Consider the following 21,644-nt stretch of genomic DNA (forward strand, 5'->3'; position numbering starts at 1 on the left):
ATGGATTCACAATAAAACGCTGCGGCGCGCCGGTCGGGCACGCCGCAGCGGGAACGCTATCGCTTGCGCGATGAGCGATGGTTAATTCAGCGCGGAAGCGCCCTTGCGGCGGCGCGCCATGAAGCCCAGCAAGCCCAGGCCCGCGACCAGCATGGCCCACGTCTGCGCTTCCGGCACCGGCGATACGCTGAGCAAGGTTTGCGAAGCTGGATTGACGCTCGTCAAGCTCGTGTAGTTGTACAGGTTCCGGATCGCGCCATTGCCCGTGGCCACGCCCAGCATGGTGTTGGCCTGGCTGACGACGGCATTGCTGAGGTTTTTGAAGCGCAGGTCGCCCGTCAGCAGGTTCGTATTGTCGTTATTCAATTCCCACAGGGCCAGCTGGAAGGCGGCGGCGCTGTTGGCGCTGGTCGACACAGCCGCGATGGACGAAGCGTAATACCCTTCATACAGGCGCTTGACGGCGTCGCTGGCGGCAAAGGCGCCGCTGCTGTAGCTGTTCGACGTGTTGCTCAGTGCGACATGAGGATCGAGGCAAAACGCCAGGAAGGTGTTGCTGTCGTACTTGACTTCCCACAAGGTCGGCGAGATGGCGCTGCCCGAACCGAAGGCGCCACCGGCAGCCGTAAACAGGCTGACGCTGTGCGAATCGACGACTTGCAGATTGGAGGCGGCCAGGGCGCTGCCGCTGGCGAGGGCGAACGTGGCCGCGGCGATGGCGCCGCGAACGATCAGGTGCATGGATTGTTTCATCGTGGTTTCCCTATTTCTATTATCAAGTGTGGAAAAAAGCGTGGAAAGCGCCGGCGACCCGTGACGGGTGCGCCGGTGCGGCATTGCCGGGCAGGCTCATGGCCCGGCAAGGGACATCAGGCAGCCATTTCCTGGGGCTGGGTCGTTGCGTGGGCCATGGCGCGGCGCAGGAGGTCGGCCATGTCGCACTGGGCCTGGGCTTCCGCGGCAGGGGCTGCTGCTGCGGCGGCGGCCGGCGCGGCGGCGACGGTGGTCACCATGCCATCCTGGCCCAGCACCACATCGAGCGTGCTGTCGTCGCGCAGCAGGTCGGCCATGCTGGGCAGATGCACGCCGGCGGCGGCCGCATCCTTGGCGTCGACGTTGAAATACACGTCCGTCATGTCGACCGTCTTGCCGTCGGCCAGGGTGGCGCTGCTGCGCTCCAGGTGCAGATTGCTGTTCGCATCGAGGAAAGGCAGCTCCGTGTAGCTCACGGCCAGGCTGGCCACGCCGGCGTCGTGCAGGGACATCAGCTCACCATCGTCCGTGACGCCATTGCTGTTGGCGTCGCGCCAGATGCGCAGCTCGGCGAACTTGTCATCGTGCGCATCGACCACGCCGTCGTGGTTCGAGTCATAGCTGGACAGCTTGGCGAAGCCCGTGCCCTTCTCGTTGCCACCGAACAACTCGGAGATATTGTCGATCTTGCCATTGCCATTGCTGTCGATGGCCAGCAAGCCGTCGTGGGCCGAGACCCAGCCCGTCTGGATGGCGCTGCCCGTGCCCAGCAGGTCGAAGCTGCCGTGGAAGTCGGCGCGGGCGATCGTGTGCACGCCGTCGCCGTTGAGGTCGATGACGATGGGCGTGATGGCCGCATCCCAGCTCATGTCGTTCTGGCCCGACGCCAGTTTCAATATGTCCGTGTAGACCACGTTGGCCGTCGTGCCATTGCTGTTGACGTCCGAATCGATGTTGTCGTTCGTGCCAATGTTCTTCGCGCCCCAGCGCCACGTATCCATGGCGTAGCCGTCGTGATACACGCCCGACTTGTCGAACTTGAGCGAATAGCTGCCCGGGTCGAGGTTGCTGAACAGATAGTTGCCGTTGGCATTCGTGTAGGTCGTGGCCAGCAGCACGCCGCTGCCCGAGTACAGCTGCACCTTGATGTTGGCGATGCCCGCCTCGTTGTAGTCCTGCACGCCGTCATGGTCGGCGTCGCGCCACACCTTGTCGCCCAGGCTGGCCTTGCGGTAGATGCCCGCATCCCAGCTCATGTCGTTCTGGCCGGCGGCCAGGTTGATCAGGGACGAGCGCCCCGTGCTGACATCGACGTCGGAATCGGCCGTATCGCTGCCCAGGTTGGCCTTGGTGTAATAAAAACCCGATGGACGGATGACTTCGACCTTGTAGCTGCCGGCCGCCAGTTCGCTGAACAGGTAGTTGCCGCTGGCATTCGTCGTCGTCGAGGCGATGACCACGTTGCTGGCGTTGAGCAGGTTGACCTTCACGCCCGCCACGCCCAGCTCGCCCGCATCCTGCACGCCGTTGTAGTTGTTGTCTTCCCACACGCGGTCGCCGATGGAGGCCGTGTTGAGCTTGACCAGGCCCGCATCCCAGTCCAGCTGCACGTCGCCCGATTTCAGCACGGCCATGGCGGTAGTCAGACCGGTGGCCGGATTGACGTCCGAATCCGTGGCGTAACCGCCGATATCGGCCTTGGTGAAGCCATAGCCGGCCGGCGGCACGAAGCCCAGGTAGTAGCTGCCAGGCACCAGGTTGCTGAACAGATAATTGCCGTTCGCATCCGTGGTGGCGCTGGCCACGACGGCGCCATTAGCGTTGTACAGGTTGACTTTCACGCCGCCCATGCCCGTTTCGCCCGCATCCTGCGTGCCGTTGCCATTCGCATCGAACCACACGCGGTCGCCGATGGACGCCGTCTTGTACAGGCCGGCATCGAGGTCCTTGTAGTTCTGGCCGGCAACCACCGTTACCTGGCCGCTGTTGCCCAGCGTATTGATATCGCTGTCGAGCGCGTCGTTCCCGCCTGCATCCTTGACGGTGCTCAAATAACCGGCTGGCGCGACGACGGCGATGGAATACGTGCCCGGATCGACATTGAAATTGTAATAGCCGGTGGCGTCCGTGACGGTCGAGCCGATCACGCTGCCAGCCACGTTCTTCAGCTGCACGGTGACACCGCCGATGCCGGACTCCCCCGCATCCTGGATGCCGTTAGCGTTGCTGTCATGCCACACGCGGTCGCCCAAGGTGGCCGGCAAGGCCACGATGCCGGCATCCACGCTGTGGTTGCTGTCGCCCGAGGCCAGCAGCACTTGCGCCGTGCGGCCATCGGCATTCGCGTCCGAGTCGCGCTGGTCGTCGCCGCCCTGGTCCTGGCCCGTGAAGGCGTAGCCGGCTGGCAAGGTGGTTTTATCGAATTGCACGCTGTAGGCGCCCGGTTTCAGATTCGTGAACAGGTAGTTGCCGTTCGCATCCGTCACCAAAGGGCTGCCGACGGCGTTGCCCGACGCGTCGAGCAAGGTCACTTTCACGCCGGCAGCGCCCGCTTCGCCCGCATCCTGCACGCCATTCTTGTTGGTATCAAACCAGACCCGGTCGCCCAGTTCGGCCGTGCGGTACAGGCCAGCGTCCAGGGTCAGGTTGGTCTCGCCCGGCGCCAGGGTCACGGGGGCCATCTTGCCGGCCGCATCGATGTTGCTGTCCTTGCCCGCGTCGCCGCCCTGGTTCGCTGCCGTCGGCACATAGCCGGCGGGCGCCACCACGGTCACGGAATACGTGCCCGGGTTGACGTCGAAGTGGTAGCCGCCGCTGGCGTCCGTCGTGGTGGAGGCGACCACATTGCCGGCCGTATCCTTCAATTGCACGACCACATTGGCGATGCCCGCCTCGCCCGCGTCCTGCACGCCGTTGGCATTCCTGTCTTCCCATACGAAGTCGCCCAGCTGGGCCATCGGCACCTTGAAGGTCAGGTAATGGGGCGCCAGGCTCAGGTCTTGCGCATTGCAGCCGGCCGTGCCGCCGTCATCGCGCACCTTGAAACCGAGGTCGAAGTCGCCGGCCACCGTCTGGCTCGGCACGAAGACCAGGTGGCCCGCGCGGATGTCGTCGATCGACACTTCCGTGCCGACCGTCACGGCCACGCCGTTGAGCAAGACCTGGCCCGCCGTGGTGGTATTCGTGATGACGATGGACTTGAAGCCGTCGTGTTCAACGTCGTCGTGGAAGCCGAAATCGCCTTCGCTGAGCACCACGCTGTTGCCATTGAGCAATGTAAACGTCTTGTCGGCCGCGTCGGGCGCGTCATTGACGGGGTCGATGATGACTTGCAGGCTCAGCTGGACGATATCGCCATTGCCCTTGTCGATCGTCACCTCGATGGTCGAGAAGCTGCCGTTGTAGTTGGCGGCCCAGTCGCCGGGACGCACGTACACGGTGTCCGTGTCGAGCATGCCGAACAGCGGCGTGTTGACGGTGGACTCCGTATCATCGGGCAAGAGCACGGTGAAATTCTTGATGTTCAGTTCGCCTTGCACCGAGTAGCCGGCCTGGATCAGCAGGTCGCGGATATCGAAATTCTTGCTGGTGTCTTCGCAGACATGGACCGTGGTCGACAGATTGTAGGTAGTCATGCGGCCTCCTGACGGCAGGCCACGGCGGCGGCAGGAGCGGAAATACGGGGGGCCAGGGCGCGATCAGCCTGGCCGCGCAAAGCGGCGAATGTATACATAGTGGGCTTCCAAGAAGAGACTTGTTTAAAAAATGAAGCCGGCAGATCTTGTATACAAATTCGAGGGACACAGGAGCCAGACGACGCAACCACGCAGCAGGGGGTGATTGTCTTTCTGATATTTTAGTTAGCTCAATTATATCCACTATCTTTTCAAAAGAGAATCATTTTCCAAAGATAAAGATAAAATTTCAATAATTAACATGTTTTATTGATACTTTTACCATGCAAAACGGCTGCCTTGCACTGAGCAATCTGTGGCGGCAATCATGGCGAAAACGCCTGCACCCTTCTCGCGCGCCGCCGCTATCGCCTACAATCTCGGGATGAATCAACTTACCCTCGTCCTGCCCTTCGCCTTGCCCAATGCCGAACTGGCTGCCGACCTGCTCAAGGTCTTGCAGGCGCCCGCGCTGGCGGCGCTGCTGTCGCGCACCTCAACTTGCAATTTAGAAACTTTTGACAATGCCAGCCGCCTGCTGCCGCATGAAGCGTGGCTGGCGCACGCCTTGGGCCTGTCGCCCGCGCCCAACGGCGCTGCGGCGCAGGCAGGCTTTGCCGCCCAGGCCATGCACGGCTACGGCCTCGTGCCGGACCCGGGCGGGCGCTATTTCCTGCTGCATCCGGCCCACCTGGCCATTGCCCGCAGCCATATCAGCCTGGAAGAGTTGCGCCAGCTCAAGCTGAGCGAAGCGGAAAGCCGCGCCCTGTTCGACATCGCGGCCCCGTATTTCGACGAGATCGGCCAGCCGCTGTCATATGGCGACGCGGGTACCTGGTTCATGCGCGCCGATGGCTGGAGCGACTTGCAGTGCGCCTCGCCGGACGCCGCCACCACGCAAGACCTGTCCGTGTGGATGCCGGAAGGCGAGCACGCGCGCGCCGCGCGCCGCCTGCAAAACGAAGTGCAGATGCTGTGGCATGAACACCCCGTCAATGCGGCGCGCGAGGAACGGGGCTTGAAAGCCATCAATGCCTTCTGGCTCTGGGGCGACAGCCTGGCCACGGCGCAGCGCCCCGCCTGCGCCGCCCGCCTGCATACGGCAGACGCACCGGGCTGGCTGGCCGCGCTGGCGGAACCGGCGCGGCGCGATGCCAGTCCAAACAGTGTGCTGGCGGACCAATCGGACGCGATCATCGTGCCGGGCAGCCTGATCGAAGCGGCGCAGGCCCAGGAATGGGGCATGTGGCTGCAGCAGTTGCAAGCGCTGGAAGCGGACTGGTTCGCGCCCCTGCTGGCGGCACTGAAAGACGGCCGCCTGGACCGGCTGCGCCTGGTGCTCAGTCACCGCGACGCCTGGCTCGATGTCACCACCAGCAAGCATGCGCAGCGCAAATTCTGGCGCGCAATGACCCTGAACAAGTTGAAAGCATCATGACCCGTACCCGCATCGCCACCCGCCCCTGCCCCTACCGCGAATCCGAATTGCTGCGCCAGGGCGGCATCCACCCCGTGCTGGCCCGCCTGTACGCATCGCGCGGCCTGTCCGACGCGAAAGAACTGTCGAGCGAACTGGCGGCCCTGATGCCGCCGTCCGGCCTGCTGCACATCGGCGCGGCCGGCGTCTTCCTGGCCGACGCCATTGCCGCCAAGAAACGCATGGTCATCGTGGCCGACTACGATTGCGACGGCGCCACGGCCTGCGCCGTGGCCATACGCGGCTTGCGCGCCATGGGCGCCGACGTCGACTTCATCGTGCCCAACCGCTTCGAGTACGGCTACGGCCTGACGCCGGAAATCGTCGAACTGACGGCGCGCGAAAAGTCGCCCGACATCATCATCACCGTCGACAACGGCATCGCCAGCATCGACGGCGTGGCCGAGGCGAACCGGCGCGGCATCCAGGTGGTCGTCACCGACCACCATTTGCCGGCCGACACCCTGCCCGACGCGGCCGTCATCGTCAACCCGAACCAGCCCGCCTGCGGTTTTCCCAGCAAGCACCTGGCGGGCGTGGGCGTCGTGTTCTACGTGCTGCTGGCCCTGCGGGCCGAGCTGCGCCGGCGCGGTGTCTTTGATGCGCAAACGCAACCCAAGCTCGACAACCTGCTCGACCTGGTAGCGCTGGGCACGGTGGCCGACGTGGTGCGCCTCGATACGAACAACCGCATCCTCGTCGCGCAAGGCCTCAAACGCATGCGCAAGGGCAATATGCACGCGGGCGTGGCGGCCCTGTTCCGCGTGGCGGGCCGCGAAGCGCGCAGCGCCACGCCGTTCGACCTGGGCTTTGCCCTGGGGCCGCGCCTGAATGCGGCCGGCCGCCTGCAGGACATGTCGCTGGGCATCGAATGCCTGATCACGGACGACGAAGGCCGCGCCTGGGCGCTGGCGCAGCAATTGAACGACATCAACCTGAAGCGGCGCGAAATCGAGGCGGAAATGCAGGATACGGCCCTGCTGCACCTCGATGACTTCGAGCCGGCCAACAGCAGCACCATCAGCGTGTTTGACGCATCCTGGCACCAGGGCGTGATCGGCATCGTCGCTTCGCGCCTGAAGGAAAAATTCTACCGCCCGACGATTACCTTTGCGCCGGGCGCGGACGGCTGGATCAAGGGCTCGGGCCGCTCGATTCCCGGTTTTCACTTGCGCGACGCCCTCGACCTCGTGTCGAAACGGGCGCCCAGCCTGATCGACAAGTTCGGCGGCCACGCCATGGCGGCGGGCCTGACCATCCGCGCCGACGCCTTCGACGCGTTTTCCCAGGCCTTCGAAGCCGTGGGCCAGGCCTGGCTCAGCGCCCAGCAGCTGGAACGGGTGGTGGAAACGGACGGCCCGCTGGAAGACGCGTATTACACGACGGCCTTCATCGAGCTGATGGATGGGCAAGTGTGGGGCCAGGGCTTCGCCCCGCCCGTCTTCTGCGACGAATTCCGCGTCGTCAGCCAGCGCATATTAAAAGAGCGCCATTTGAAACTGCTGCTGGAAAAGAACGGCGTGCGCTTCGATGCCATCTGGTTCGGCCACACGGACGCCCTGGGCGAGCGCACGCGGGTCGCCTTCCGGCTCGATGCGAATGAGTACAATGGCGCGACCAAGGTGCAGCTCATGGTGGAGCACGCCGAGCCTGCCTGATGGTACCGGCCCAAACCTACTGCGCGTCGCGCTTTGCGGCCGGCGATGCTCACCGTGCCCTGGCACGGTTGCGCTTCTCGGCCGCAAATCACTGCCGCTCGCTACGGTTTGGTCAGGTACCGTGAGCTTAATGACCTTGCTGCAGTATCTCAAACTCCTGTGGAACAAAGTCATATCAAATCATGGCAATGCTCCCCCACCTGGAAGTTATCCAGCACCATGCTGACCGGCCTGCACCACCTCACCCTGTCCGTACACGACCTAGATCGCAGCGTCGTCTTTTACCGCGATACGCTGGGCCTGCGCCTGCATGCGCGCTGGGACAGGGGCGCCTACCTGTCGGCCGGGGACCTGTGGCTGTGCCTATCGCTCGATGCGGGCGCGGCGATCAGCGCGGGCGGCTACACGCACTATGCCTTTTCCATTTCCCAGGACAACTATTCTGCCTTTGCGGCACGCCTGCGCACGGCTGGCGTGGCGGAATGGCAGCAAAACAGCAGCGCCGGCGATTCGCTGTACTTCCTCGACCCGGACGGCCACCAACTGGAAGCCCATGCGGGCAGCCTGGCGCAGCGGCTGGCAGCCTGCCGCGCGGCGCCATACCAGGGCATGGTGTTCGAGGACCGATAAGAAATCCAACAAATTCGTCAAATCCGGTATTTTCATTAAACAGAAAAAATATCATTTGCCGTTACGGGGATAAAACACCGTTACACACTGGTAAATCCCTGACAAGCTTGCTGATAAGGCTAGATCAAGCTGACAAGATTGCCTTGGATACTGGCAAAATATGCGACAAATAAATGTACAAACGGAAATATTAATTGAAAATAGTTAACACTTATTTGTCGTATTCGCTAAAATTGGCAAGGCATCAGGATATCTGTCGCGATGCATGATCAATTTTGAGGGCAAACCCGTCGAAAGATGGGGACGCAAAGCCACCGGCCTACCGCGCGCAAGCGCCATGGCAGCGGGGCTGCCAATGCAGGGCCGGGACCGCCAGCGCGGCGCCTAGCCGGAATGCATTGTCGAGATGTGGCCCTCGCCCAACTCGGAGAGCTTCGCCATGAAAAAGTCCATCCCCCTTCGTCCACGGCACGGCCGCCTGCTGCTGGGCGCTACCGCGGCCCTCGTGCTGGGTGCATGCGGCCCCGGCCAGGAGACCACCCAGCCGCCCGCCCTGTTGGCCACGGCGACTACCCAATTCCAGGTCGAGGTGCCCGCCATCCCCGCCTCGGTGGGCGCGCTGGTGGCGCAACCGATGTTTCACACCGCCCCGGCCCTGCTCGATACGCCTGACGGGCGCGACAGCGCCAACAGCAGCGGCTCGGCCCACTGGCGCCCGCATTTGCAGCAGCTCCCCGGCGCCATGGCGGAAATGAGCACGCGGCGCCTGACGGCGCAAAAAATCGCCGCTGCGCAGCAGGCGGCGCAGGACATCGCGCCGCTGCTCAGTGGCGACGCGGCGGACGTCGCCACGCCCATGGCCGGCAGCAGCGTCGTGGCCACCTACTCGCCCGCGCAAATCCGCGCCGCCTACGACCTGCCCGCCCTGCCGGCGGCAGGCACGGCGCTGACGCCAGCCCAGGCGGCCCAGCTGGGCGCAGGGCAGACGATCTACATCGTCGACGCCATGCACAACCCGAACGCCGCCGCCGAACTGGCCATCTTCAACCAGAAATTCGGCTTGCCCGGCTGCACCACCAAGGCCATCGCCACGAATGCCACCCTGCCCCTGCCGCCCGCCCCGGCCGGCGGCTGCGAATTTTCCGTTGTCTACAACACGCCATCGAGCACCATGACGGCCACCGCACCGGCCTATAACTCGGGCTGGGCCATGGAAATCGCCCTCGACGTGCAGTGGGCGCATGCCACGGCGCCGCTGGCGCGCATCGTGCTGATCGAGGCGCCCGACGCCTCCATCAACAGCCTGCTGGGCGCCGTGCGCCTGGCCAACCTGATGGGTCCAGGCGTCGTGTCGATGAGCTTTGGCGCCGCCGAAGGCAGCTGGACGGCCTCCGTCGACAGCGCCTTCACGGGCAAGAACATGAGCTACCTGGCCGCCACGGGCGACTCGGGCAGCGGCGTGTCGTGGCCATCCGTGTCGCCCAACGTGCTGGCCGTGGGCGGCACCACGCTCAGCTACAGCGGCAGCGGTGCGCGCAGCGAAGCGGCCTGGTCCGGCACTGGCGGCGGCATCAGCGCCTATACGGCCCTGCCCACCTACCAGACGGCCAGCGTGCCAGGCCTGACCAATCTGCTGCGGCGCAACGTGGCCGACGTGGCCTTCAATGCCGACCCCGCCACAGGCCAGTACACGGCCGTGATGACACCAGGCAGCAGTACCGCCAGCTGGCTCAGCATCGGCGGCACCAGCCTGTCCACGCCGCAATGGGCCGGCCTGATCGCCATCGCCAACGCCAGCCGCGCGCTGCAGGCCAAGACGGCGCTCGGCTTGCCGCACAGCATCTTGTACGGCCAGATCGCCACCGTGCCCGGCACCTTTGCCAGCAGCTTTGCCGACATCACGCGCGGCAGCAACGGCACCTGCAGCGTGTGCACGGCCAGGGTCGGCTATGACCCGCTGGGCGGCCTGGGCACGCCGAACGTGAAAAGCCTGGTGGCCAGCCTGTCCGGCACGCAGATCGCCCCCGCCGCCCCCGTGGTGGCGCCGGCCGGCATCAACGGCGCGGCAGGCAAGCCGCTGTCATTCACCGTCTCGGCCAGCGCCGCCAATCCCCTCAGCTACACCATGCTGGGCGCGCCGGCCGGCATGAGCATTGCTTCCACGGGCGTGGCCAGCTGGGCCGCCCCCGTGGCGGGCACGTATGCCGTGACCATGGTGGCCAAGGATACGGTCACTGGCCTGACCGGCCAGGGCGTGTACACAGTCACCATCGCCCCCGTCGCGCCGCCCGTCGTCGCCGCCGGCGCCATCACGGGCAAGGTGGGCACGGCGCTGGCGTTCAATGTCAGCGTCACGGCCGCCAATCCCGTCAGCTATGCGCTCAGCGGCGCGCCCGCCGGCATGACCATCAGCAGCACCGGCCTCGTGAGCTGGGCCGCCCCCGTGGCCGGCAGCTACGCCGTCACCGTCACGGCCACGGACAGCAAGACCGGCCTGAGCGGCAAGGGCCTGTACACGGTGGCCATCGCCGCCCCGCTGCCGCCCGTGGTCACCGTGGCCAGCGTCAGCGGCAAGCCCGGCGTGGCCCTGTCGTTCACGGCCACGGTGGTGGCGCCCAACGCCGTCACATACAGCCTGTCAGGCGCGCCGTCCGGCATGGCCATCAGCGCCGCCGGCGTCATCAGCTGGGCCAATCCCGTGCTGGGCAGCTACAACGTGACCGTCATCGCCAAGGATACGAAAACGGGCTTGACGGGCCAGGCCGTGGCCACGGTGAAAATCGCCGCCGCCGGCCCCACGATCAGTGCCGCCGCCATGACGGGCGTTGCGGGCAAGGCCATGAGCGGCAGCATCGTGCTGACGGCGCCAGGTGCGACCTCGCTGCGGATCTCGATCGACGGCGCGCCGCTGGGCATGCAGTTTTCCATGAGCGGCCTGACCATCACGGCCTACTGGCCGCAACCGGTGACCGGCAGCTATACGCTGAAGGTCGTGGCGCTGGACAATAACGGCCTGACGGCGCAGCTGACCGTGCCGGTGACCATCACGGCAAAATAAGCCGGCCAGCCGGCCACCCTACGGGGCGCAGCGGGACACACGTCCCCTGCGCCCCGTTTTTCATGCGCGCGGACCTTGCAACGAATCCGAAAAAGGAGTATACATAGTCCATAAACAGAGTTTTATTGAAGGACATCCCATGAATCTCGCCTACGCCTACCCGAAGAGCCGCTTCGAACCGGCCGTGCTCATCGACCTGAACGCCAAAGCCGAGCGCGAGCGCCTGTCGCAGGCGGCCCTGAAAGGCTTCTTCAAGCTGGCCGCCGCGTGGAAACTGCGCGACGACGATGCGCGCGAATTGCTGGGCGGCCTATCCAGCAGCGCCTACTATGAATGGAAGAAGCATCCGGACCGCGTGCTGGAAGTGGACCGCATCACGCGCATTTCGTATTTGCTGGGCATATACAAAGCGCTGCACATCCTGTACGGCGACAAACTGGCCGACGAATGGGTGAGCTTGCCCAACAAAAACCCGATCTTCGGCGGCCGCACGCCGTTGTCGCAGATGCTGGCCGGCGGCCTGCTGGCCATGCAAACGGTGCGCAAGCTGCTCGATGCGCGCCGCGGAGGGCTGTGATCTTGCCGTCCGCCACCCTTGATCTCCTGCCCCCGCTGGCCGCCCTGCGCCAGATCGACACCTGCCGCCTGATCCCGTCGCGCTTCGCCGACATGGAGGACTCCGTGCTGGCGCCCCTGGCCGAGGACGACGGCCACCTGCGCGAGCTGTTCGAACTCGATAACGCCACCAACGCGCGCCTGGTGGCCGAGTACGGCGGCGCGCCAGGAATTGGCGTGGACGAGCTGGTTTTTGGCGTGCCGAACTTTCGCATCATTAACGCCGCCTATACGTATGCCCGCCCGGAAGGGGCGCGTTTCAACGATGGCGAGCGGGGCGCTTGGTATTGCGCCTTTGACATGAAAACGGCGCTGGCCGAGATCATTTTCCACAAGACCGTGGAATACCAGGAAATCGACTATTTCGACGACAGCGTCAGCTACCAGTCGCTGCTGGCCGATTTCTCCGCCAGCTTCCACGACCTGCGCGGCCAGGAGCGCTACCGCGCCTGCCTGGACCCGGCCAGCTACATCGCCTCGCAAGACCTGGCGGCCGTGCTGCTCGACGCAGGTTCCATGGGCGTGATCTTTCCCAGCGTGCGGCACGCCGGCGGCACCAACCTGGCCTGCTTCCGCCCTGCCCTGGTGGGCAATGTTCGCAAAGGCGCCGCCTATCGGTTAACATGGCAGGGTACGCCGACGCCGCGCGTGGAAGCCTTGTAAGGCAAGCAAACCGCGCGCAACGGCACCCGACTCACCGAACATAGATATTTCGCATGCAAACCAATCCTGAAAAAGACACCGAACTGCGCCTCAAAGTAAACAGTGAAACGGCCCGCCTGGCCTGGAGCGAACTGGAAAAACACTTCGCCCAGGGCAATGTCGTCTGGGTCGCCAACGAGCTGGACCTGGTCGAAGTGGCCGTGCGCATCTCGCACGACGACAAGGCCACCATCAGCCAATGGATGGCCGACGGCAAGGTGGCCAAGGTATCCGACCAGCAGGCGCTGGACTGGCAGGCCGCCGATGCGTCCCTGTGGGCCGTCGTCGTCAGCCCGTTCATCCTGGTGCAGCAGGAAAAGCCGACGCAACACTGAAGACTGCGTTCGAGCATCAGGCGCAGCGACGCGCTGCCGTCCAGGCGCGTTACGCTGTCGCTGCGCCTCTCCCCATCCACATAGGATTGCCCTTGCTGCTGGCGCAGCAGGTTGGCCGCCGCCCCCAGCTTCAGACGCTCGGCCGGGCCGTGCACGGAAATGCTGCCGTTTTCCAGCACGTAGCCACCATCGGCCGCGACTGGCATCGAAAGCGGCAGGCTGATGATAGGCTGCCCGCAGATGGCAGGCGGCAAAAAAAATGCCGCTTCGCCTACGTCACGAAGCGGCACTTCCACTGGCAAATCCGGTTAATGCCCGCTTACTGGCTTTCGATGCTCGTGTTGCCACCTGCCACAGGCAGTCGCAAGCCCGTATCAAGCACACTCAGGCGCAAGCCCGGCAAGACATTGCTGTTCACCGATGCCGTCGTCAGCACCACCGGCGTGCTGCCCTGCCGCGGCGGGCCACCTTCCGCCGCCACCTGCACCGCGCCTTCCTTGCTGGTCACGGTTTCACCTTTCGCCACCACCTCGGCCTGTACCATATTGCCCTGCGATGGCGCCACATTGACCGCCCCGATCACGCTGGCCACCGCGCCTTGCCGCGCTTCGGTCGGCTTGACGGTCAGCACGCCCGGCGTGTAGGTCAACGCATAGTTGGTCGACGTCTGGCCGGCGGCCGACACCAGATAGCTGCCCGATGGCGCACCGACGGTGGCCGGCGTGCTGAACACCAGATTGCCGCTGACCTCGTTCGCCAGCGTGTCGTTGCCCAGCAAACCCGTGTAGCTGGCCGTGAAGGGCGGATTGACAAGGTTCTGGTCTCTCTCGGCATTGCCCACCTTCACCCCCAGGACCGCCTGCGTGATGCTGGCCGTGGTGGTCGCCGTGGCGTTGACCGTGTAATTGCCGGCGTCCGTACCGCCAAGCGCAATGCCGTTCACCGTCACCGTTTTGTTGGCGCCGGCGTTCTTGTCGGCAAAGCTGGCGCCGCTGTTGCTGATGGTCAGCACGTCGCCGGCGATACGGTTGTCCGCCAGGGTCACGCTGGCGTTGGTCGTGGTGTCATACACGCGCGGCGCGGCGCCCGTGGCGCGCACCAGCAGACTGGCCGGCGTGATGCTGGCCGTCAAGCCGGTCGGGTTGCTGACCGTATAGTTTCTGGCCAGGCCGGTACTGGTATCGACCAGGGTCGTGCCCGTCACCGTCACCGCCTTGGCGGTGGCCGCGTTCTTGTCGGCAAACGTCGCCGTCTGACCAGCCAGTCCCAGGCTTTCCCCCGCCACCAGGCCCGCCAGCACGCCACCGGACAATTGCGCCGCCGTATTGCCGTCGTAGACTTTATTGCCAGCCAGCTGGCCCGTCACCGTCAATGCCTTGGCCGTGATGCTGGCCGTCAAGCCGGTCGGGTTGCTGACCGTGTAGTTGCTGGCCAGGCCGCTGGCCGTGTCGACCAGGGTGGTACCCGTCACCGTCACCGCCTTGGCGGTGGCCGCGTTCTTGTCGCTGAACACGGCAGTTTGACCCGCAATGTCCAGCGTTTCGCTGCCCACCAGGCCGTTCAGGGTACCGCCGGACAGGCTGGCTTGCGCATTGCCATCGTAGACTTTATTACCGACCAGCTGGCCGGTCACCGTCAATGCCTTGGCCGTGATGCTGGCCGTCAGGCCGCTCGGGTTGCTGACCGTGTAGTTGCTGGCCAGGCCGCTGGCCGTGTCAACCAGGGTGGTACCCGTTACGGTGACCGCTTTGCCATTGGCCGCGTTCTTGTCGCTGAACACGGCGCTCTGGCCAGCCAGTCCCAGGCTTTCGCCACCCACCAGGCCGCTCAGGGTGCCTCCGGACAATTGCGCCGCCGTATTGCCGTCGTAGACTTTATTACCGACCAGCTGGCCCGTCACCGTCAGGGTTTTCGGCGTGATGCTGGCTGTCAGGCCGCTCGGGTTGCTGACCGTGTAGTTGCTGGCCAGGCCGCTGGCATCAGCCAGGCTGGCGCCGCTGACGGTAACCGTTTTGTTGCTGCCCGCGTTCTTGTCGCCAAACATGCCCGTGGTGCCTGACAATACCAGGGTTTCATCACCCACCAGGCCCTGCAAGGCGCCGCCGGTCAGGCTGGCCGCCAGCGTGCCGTCGTAGACCTTGTTGCCCGCAGCAATGCCACCGATGGTCAGTGCCTTCGGCGTGATATTGGCCGTCACGCCGGTCGGATTGCTGACCGTGTAGTTGCTGGCCAGGCCAGTGCCATCGGCCAATTGCGCGCCGCGGGCCGTCACGGCAATGTTGCTGGCCACATTTTGAGTGGCAAATGTGCCCGTCAAGCCGGACAACGACAAGGTTTCACCGCTGACCAGGCCATTCAAGGCGCCGCCCGTCAAGCTCGCCGCAAGCGTGCCGTCATAGACCTTGTTGTCGGCAGTAACACCCGTCACCGTCAGTGCTTTCGGCGTGATGGCGCCCGTGCCGGTGGCCGTGTTGCTGGCCAGGCTGTAATTGCCCGCATCCGCGCCACCGAGTGCGATGCCGCTGACGTTGACCGTTTTACCGTTGCCGGCGTTCTTGTCGCTGAACGCGGCCTTGGTGGCGGTAAACGTCAGGCTGTCGCCGCCGAACATGCCGTTGTAGGTGGCGCCGGCGTTCAAGATGGCGGCGTCCGTGCCGTCATAGGTCTTGCTGGCGGCCGTGATGCCGCTCACGCTGGCAATTTGCGCCTGCGTGATGGTGCCCGTGCCCGTGCCGGTGACAGCCGTCAGATTGTAGTTGCCGGCGTCCGTGCCGCCCAGGGACAGGCCGCCGGCGTTGACAGCCTTGCCGCTGCCGGCGTTCTTGTCGATGAAGTTGGCCGAGGTCGCGCTGACGTTCAAGCTGTCGCCATTGACCATGCCGGCAAACGTGGCGCCGGCGTTGCTGACGGTGGCCGTGGTGGTCGCGTCGTACACCCTGGTGCCCGCCGCAAAGCCGCTCACGCCCGTGATGCTTGCCTTGGCGATATCGCCCGTGCCGGTGGCCGTGTTGCTGGCCAGGCTGTAATTGCCCGCATCCGCGCCACCGAGTGCGATGCCGCTGACGTTGACCGTTTTACCGTTGCCGGCGTTCTTGTCGCTGAACGCGGCCTTGGTGGCGGTAAACGTCAGGCTGTCGCCGCCGAACATGCCGTTGTAGGTGGCGCCGGCGTTCAAGATGGCGGCGTCCGTGCCGTCATAGGTCTTGCTGGCGGCCGTGATGCCGCTCACGCTGGCAATTTGCGCCTGGCTGATGGTACCCGTGCCCGTGCCGGTGGCAGCCGTCAGGTTGTAGTTGCCGGCGTCCGTGCCGCCCAGGGACAGGCCGCCGGCATTGACAACCTTGCCGCTGCCGGCGTTCTTGTCGATGAAGTTGGCCGAGGTCGCGCTGACGTTCAAGCTGTCGCCATTGACCATGCCGGCAAACGTGGCGCCAGCCGCATTGACGATGGCGTTCAGGCCACCGTCGTAGACCTTGCTGTCGACCACGATACTGGTGACCGCGGAAATGGTGGCTTTGGTGATATTGGCCGTCAAGGAGGTATCGGCCAGCGTGTAGTTGGACGCCAGGCCGCCGCCGCTGCCATTGCCCAGGGTGGTGTGGACGGTGACCGTCTTGCCATTGCCGGCGTTCTTGTCGGCAAACGCGGCGGTAGGGCCTGCCGCCAGCGTTTCGCCGCTAATCAGGCCGGTGATGCTGCCCTTGTTGATGGCGGCCGTCGCGTTGCCATCGTACTCTTTATTGGCCACCGCCAGGTTAGTCCAGGTCAGCGTCTTGGCCGTGATGGTGCCGGTAACGTTGGTCGGCGCGGTCACCGTATAGTTGCTGGCCAGGCCGGTGCCGTCGACCAGGGTGGTGCCGGTAACGGTCACGGCCTTGCCGGTGCCGGCGTCCTTGTCGTTGAAGGTGCCCATCTGGCCGGACACGCTCACGGTTTCCCCGGCAACCAGGCCATTCAGGGTTCCGCCGGTCAGGCTGGCCTTGGTATTGCCGTCATACGCCTTGGCGCTGACCGTCACGCCGCTGACCGTCAGCGCTTTTGGCGTAATGCTGGCGCTCAGGCCCGCCACCGCGCCGACCGTGTAATTGCTGGCCAGGCCGCCGCCAGTGCCATCGGAGAGCGCGCCGCCCGTTACCGTCACGGCCTTGCCGCTAGCGACGTTCTTGTCGCCAAAGACGCCGGCAAGGCTGGACAGGCCCAGCGTTTCCGAGCCGACCATGCCGCTCAGGGTGCCTCCGCTCAACACTGCGGCCAGGCCGCCATCGTAGACCTTGTCGGCGGCTGTCACGCCGTCCACCGTCAGCGCCTTCGGCGTGATATTGCCGGTCACGCCGGTGGCGTTGCTGACCGTATAGTTGCTGGCCAGGCCGGTACCGTTGCCCAGCGTGGCGCCGGTCACCGTCACGGCCTTGCCATTGCCCGCATCCTTGTCGTTGAATGCACCGCTCTGGCCGGACAGGCTCAGGGTTTCGCCGCTCACCAGGCCATTCAGGGTACCGCCCGAAATGGTCGCCTTGGTGCTGCCGTCGTAGCTCTTGCTGGCAACGCTCACGCCGGTGACCGTCAGCGCCTTTTGCGTGATGTTGGCGCTCAAGCCGGTGACCGCGCCGACCGAATAATTGCTGGCCAGGCCACCGTTGCCGCCGTCGCTCAAGCTGCCGCCGGTGACCGTCACGGCCTTGTTGGTGCCGGCATTCTTGTCGCCGAAGGTGCCCGACAGCGCGCCCAGGTTGACCGTTTCGCTACCGACCAGGCCGCTCAGGGTGCCGCCGGCAATCACCGCCGCAGTGCTGCCGTCGTAGACCTTGTCGCCGGCCGCCGCGCCAGAGACCGTCAAGGCTTTTGGCGTGATATTGGCCGTCGTGGTCGCGTTGGCCAGCGTGTAGTTGGACGCCAGGCCGCCACCGCTGCCGTTGCCCAGCGTGGTGTTGACCGTGATGGTCTTGCCATTGGCGGCGTTCTTGTCGGAAAAACTGCCAGTGCTGGCCGATGTCAGCGTCTCGCCGCCGACAAAACCGCTCAGCGAGCCGCCGGTAATGCTGGCGCCATTGTTGCCGTCATAAACCTTGTCGGACACCGCCAGGTTAATCCAGCTCAATTGCTTGGCCGAGATGGTGCCCGTCACGCCGCTCGGCGTGCTCAATGTGTAGTTGCTGGCCAGGCCGGTGCCGTCGCCCAGCGTTCCCAAGCTGACGGTCAGCGCCTTGCCGCTGGCGGCGTTAGCATCGTCATACATGCCGGTGGAGGCGCCCAGGTTCAGCGTTTCGCTGCCGACCAGGCCGCTCAGGGTGCCGCCCGTGACGACAGCCGTTTTGGTACCGTCGTATTCGCGGGTGGTGGTCGCCAGGCCCGATACGGTCAAGGCTTTCGGCGTGATGGTGCCCGTCAGCGGCCCTGCCACGATCGCGTAGTTGCCGCCGGCACTACCACCACCGATCACGGTCACGGACTTGCCGGTGCCGGCATCCTTGTTGTCGAAAATACCCGTATTGAAGGTGATATTGGCGATATCCTGGCTCAGTACACCGGACAGCGTACCACCGCTGATGGCGGCGGCCGTGGTGCCGTCATAGCTGCGACTCGCCACCGAGGCGCCGGAGAGCGCTACATTGAGCTTGTTGATGGTCAGGGTCGCGTCATTGGTACTGATGGCATAGCCATGCTGGCCCGAATACAGGCCGCCGGCCGTGATGGCGTAGGTGCCGGCATTGACCGCGCTGCCCGCCGCGCCGTAACTCAGGGTACCGGACAGCGAGACGTTCGGGTTTGAATACGTGTAGCCCGGCGCCGTCCAGCTATTGGTGCCGTCATAGGTCTTGCTGGCATTCGCCGCAAACGTCACTTGCAACGGCGTCATGAAGGCGCGCAGCAAGGGATAGGTATAAGTGTCGTAGACGATCCACGTGCTGGCCAGGTTCCAGCCCGGCGCGCTGTAGGAAGACAGCAATTTCATCTGCGCGGTGGTCAAGCCGGTGCCAGTGGCGCTGGTCGCCCTGCCGCTGGTGGTGGTATCCCAGAAATTGCCGCTGCCCGAGCCGAAATTGTAGCCCAGCAAACCACCGGTATTGGTGCTGCCAGTCACCTGGCCAGTAGAATAATTATTGCTCACCGAGCCAACATTGCTGCCGAGCAAGCCACCCACGCCGTCGGCGCCGGTGACCGCTCCGGACGCATAGTTATTGCTGATAGTGCCCGTACTATTGCCGACCAGGCCGCCGACAAAGTTGTTGCCCGTCACGTTGACCGTACTGAAGTTACCGCTGACCGTGCCTCCCTGATTGGCGCCCACCAGGGCGCCCGTGTAATCCCTGCCCGTAATGCTGCCCCCTTCCAGGCCGACATTGCGCACGGATGCCCCATTGGAAACATAGCCGAACAGGCCTGCAAAGTCGCTGGCCGGGCGGTTCACGACCAGGCCGGAAATGGTATGGCCGGCGCCGTCGAGGCTGCCGCTGAACGCGCTGCTTGCTCCGGTGCCGACCGGAACGAAGGTCGCCCCGTTCCACACGTCGCCGGTGCTGCCGGTACCGGCGGCATTGATATCCTGCTTCAGCGTGTAGTTGCCGGCCAGGTTCATGGCCATCAGTTGCAGCTGATGCGAGGAGTAGATATTGGTGCTGTACTCGGCCGCCAGCATCGGCCCTGTGGCGCCTGTCGCGTTGCCCGCGCCGTTGAGCGAGCCGTCGGTATTGACCATGACCCAGTTGTTGCCCGTTGCACCGGTCGTGGTCGTGAAAGTAAAGGCGCTGAAATTCGAAGCGTTTTGCATCTGCGCCGATGTCAGGCCAGTGAGCGAGGGAGTGCTGGGGCCGCCATTATTGCCGACACCTGGCATGCCGGAGTTCACGGTCGTGTTGTAATACCCGCCAGTGATCACGGGACTGGTGCCGGCAGCGATACTGCCGAGTACGCCGCCCAGGACTCCGGAACCGCCGGGAAGCAGGCTCACCGCGCCGGACGAATACACATTCTCGATGGAGCCCGCGCTGGTGTTGGTGCCAACCACGCCGCCCACGGCCGTGACGCCCGTCACCGTGCCGGTCGCGTAACTGTTTTTGATAATGCCTGAGTTTCCTCCAACCAAACCACCGATGCCGGTGGCGACCAGCCCAACGCTGCTGACCGCGCCGGTCGAATAGCTATTGATGATCTGGCTGGACGCCACATTGGAGCCGACCAGACCGCCGGTCAGGCTCTTGCCCGTCACGGTGCCCGTATTGAAACTGTTGGTGATGATGCCGGTGGCGCGATTATAGCTTGTCACCCCCCCTGTATTGCTGGTTCCTGACACCTTGCCGCTATTAAAACTGTTGCTGATAATACCCAGATTGTTACCAGTCAAGCCACCCGCAGTGTACGCGCCCACCACCTCACCAGCATTATAACTGTTGGTGATGGTGCTGGTGAGGTGGTATTGCCCACCAGCCCCCCAAGCCAGAAGTCATAGTTCCCCACGACGCTGACCTTGCTGCTGTTGTAGCTGTCGCTGATCGTGCCACTGTTGAGCCCGACGAGGCCGGCGCCGATGGCGCCGGTGGTGACGGTCACCGAACCGCCGCTGACATACGCATTGCTGATGGCGCCACTGTTGACGGCGGCCAATCCGGCGATGTTGCCTTGTGTACTGGCGATATTGGCGGCGATGACAGGCGCGACCAGGCCGATATTGCGGAGGCTGCCGGTGTTGGAGCCGAACAGGCCGGCGACGCCGGCCGCAGAGGTGGTGGAACTGTTCAAGCCGGTAATGACATGTCCCAGGCCGTCAAACTGGCCGGTGAATGGCACGCTGTTGGTACCGATGGACGTAAATCCCAGCCCCGCATTCCAGGTCGAAGTGACGGTGGCATCGATATTGGCGCCCAGCACGAAGTTGCCGCTCAGCGCATTTTTCAAGCCCTGCAAATCGGTGCCGCTGGTGCTGGTTGCCGCACCCAGGGTGTTGATCACCGTGTAATTGGTCAGCGCGCCGTCACGGCCCAATTTGGTGCTGAAGTTCTGCCCCGACGGCAGGTCGATCTCGGCCTTGACATTGTACTTGGCGGTATTGCTCGCCGCCACAGCCTGCTGGCCATATTCCAGCGCCAGGCTGGCCGTGCCGGCGCCGCGCAGCGGCTGGTTGATATTGATATTGTTTTGCGCCGTCATCTTCAGCTGGTTGGCCGACCACGAAATCGTGTCGTTGACATTGATGTCGCCCAGCGTGCCGGTGCCGCCCGAGATGCTCTGAATCTGCACGCTGGTGCTCTTGAGCGCATTCGTAAAAAACGCGCCGGTCTGGTCGCCGCCGGTGGCCGCGATGGTGTAGTCGGTCGGGTCGATCAGCCAGGTGCCGGTCTGGCCCTTGCTTGAGGCCGTCGTGACCTTCAACGCGTCATCGAGTTTCACATGCGCGGCCGAGGTATCGACAAAGCCGCCATTGCCCGTCAGGGGCGCGCTGGCATCGAGCGTACCGCCCGCATTGACCGTGCCGGTCTGCATATCGCCCAGCAATTTGATGGTGCCGCCGCGCGTGTCGATGGTATGCGCCTCGATCACGCCCGTGTTGTTGACGACGGTTTTCAGCAGGTCGCCGGCCGCCTGCGCCGTCAATACCACGCTGCCGCCGTCAGCGCGGATCATGCCGCCGTTATTCACCAGCGCGCCCACGGCGCCCTGGTCCACCGCCACGTTCAGCAAGCCGTCGCCGGCCACGTCCAGCGTGATGGCGCGGCCCGCCGCCAGCGCCACCGAGCCCAGGCGCGC

Annotated in this window: 10 protein-coding genes, 1 pseudogene and 1 riboswitch; of the genes and pseudogenes, 7 read left to right on the forward strand and 4 right to left on the reverse strand. The window is 64.6% G+C overall.

Features of this window, described 5'->3' with window-relative positions:
• Positions 1 to 81: 81 nt before the first annotated feature.
• On the reverse strand, positions 82 to 753 hold the full coding sequence (locus BXA07_RS23990; protein WP_076571586.1) for a thioester domain-containing protein: 672 nt from the start codon (positions 751 to 753) through the stop codon (positions 82 to 84).
• A 116-nt stretch (positions 754 to 869) separates the two neighbouring features.
• The gene (locus tag BXA07_RS23995) at positions 870 to 4,388 is read right to left on the reverse strand and encodes an SdrD B-like domain-containing protein (RefSeq protein ID WP_076571588.1); all 3,519 of its coding nucleotides are present in this window, start codon (positions 4,386 to 4,388) and stop codon (positions 870 to 872) included.
• A gap of 367 nt (positions 4,389 to 4,755) precedes the next feature.
• On the opposite strand from BXA07_RS23995, the gene BXA07_RS24000 reads away from it, so the two are divergent.
• From BXA07_RS24000 to BXA07_RS24030, 7 genes are all read left to right on the forward strand, one after another.
• The gene (locus BXA07_RS24000) at positions 4,756 to 5,865 is read left to right on the forward strand and encodes a hypothetical protein (protein ID WP_083708500.1); all 1,110 of its coding nucleotides are present in this window, start codon (positions 4,756 to 4,758) and stop codon (positions 5,863 to 5,865) included.
• Complete coding sequence (gene recJ / locus BXA07_RS24005; RefSeq protein WP_076571590.1) at positions 5,862 to 7,562, forward strand: single-stranded-DNA-specific exonuclease RecJ; 1,701 nt, start codon at positions 5,862 to 5,864, stop codon at positions 7,560 to 7,562. Before BXA07_RS24000 ends, recJ begins: the two co-directional genes overlap by 4 nt.
• A 219-nt stretch (positions 7,563 to 7,781) precedes the next feature.
• Complete coding sequence (gene fos, locus BXA07_RS24010; protein ID WP_076571592.1) at positions 7,782 to 8,192, forward strand: fosfomycin resistance glutathione transferase; 411 nt, start codon at positions 7,782 to 7,784, stop codon at positions 8,190 to 8,192.
• Positions 8,193 to 8,462: 270 nt separating this feature from the next.
• A riboswitch (cyclic di-GMP riboswitch) is annotated at positions 8,463 to 8,549 on the forward strand.
• 82 nt (positions 8,550 to 8,631) lie between these two features.
• Positions 8,632 to 11,250, forward strand: coding sequence for a S53 family peptidase (locus tag BXA07_RS24015; protein WP_076571619.1), 2,619 nt, complete (start codon positions 8,632 to 8,634; stop codon positions 11,248 to 11,250).
• A 139-nt stretch (positions 11,251 to 11,389) separates the two neighbouring features.
• On the forward strand, positions 11,390 to 11,827 hold the full coding sequence (locus BXA07_RS24020; protein ID WP_076571594.1) for an MbcA/ParS/Xre antitoxin family protein: 438 nt from the start codon (positions 11,390 to 11,392) through the stop codon (positions 11,825 to 11,827).
• Between the two features lie 2 nt (positions 11,828 to 11,829).
• Entirely contained in the window at positions 11,830 to 12,528 is a 699-nt protein-coding gene (locus BXA07_RS24025) for an RES family NAD+ phosphorylase (protein WP_076571621.1), read from the forward strand.
• 53 nt (positions 12,529 to 12,581) lie between these two features.
• Entirely contained in the window at positions 12,582 to 12,902 is a 321-nt protein-coding gene (locus BXA07_RS24030; protein WP_076571597.1) for a DUF2288 domain-containing protein, read from the forward strand.
• Between the two features lie 319 nt (positions 12,903 to 13,221).
• On the opposite strand, the gene BXA07_RS24035 is transcribed toward BXA07_RS24030, so the two are convergent.
• The gene (locus tag BXA07_RS24035; RefSeq protein WP_076571599.1) at positions 13,222 to 20,166 is read right to left on the reverse strand and encodes a YDG domain-containing protein; all 6,945 of its coding nucleotides are present in this window, start codon (positions 20,164 to 20,166) and stop codon (positions 13,222 to 13,224) included.
• A 74-nt stretch (positions 20,167 to 20,240) separates the two neighbouring features.
• Positions 20,241 to 21,644 (reverse strand): annotated as a pseudogene (locus BXA07_RS30915) (hypothetical protein); the annotation flags it as partial.

Origin of the sequence: Janthinobacterium sp. TND4EL3 (genome assembly GCF_900156175.1) — a bacterium.
Taxonomy (GTDB): Bacteria; Pseudomonadota; Gammaproteobacteria; order Burkholderiales; family Burkholderiaceae_D; genus Janthinobacterium.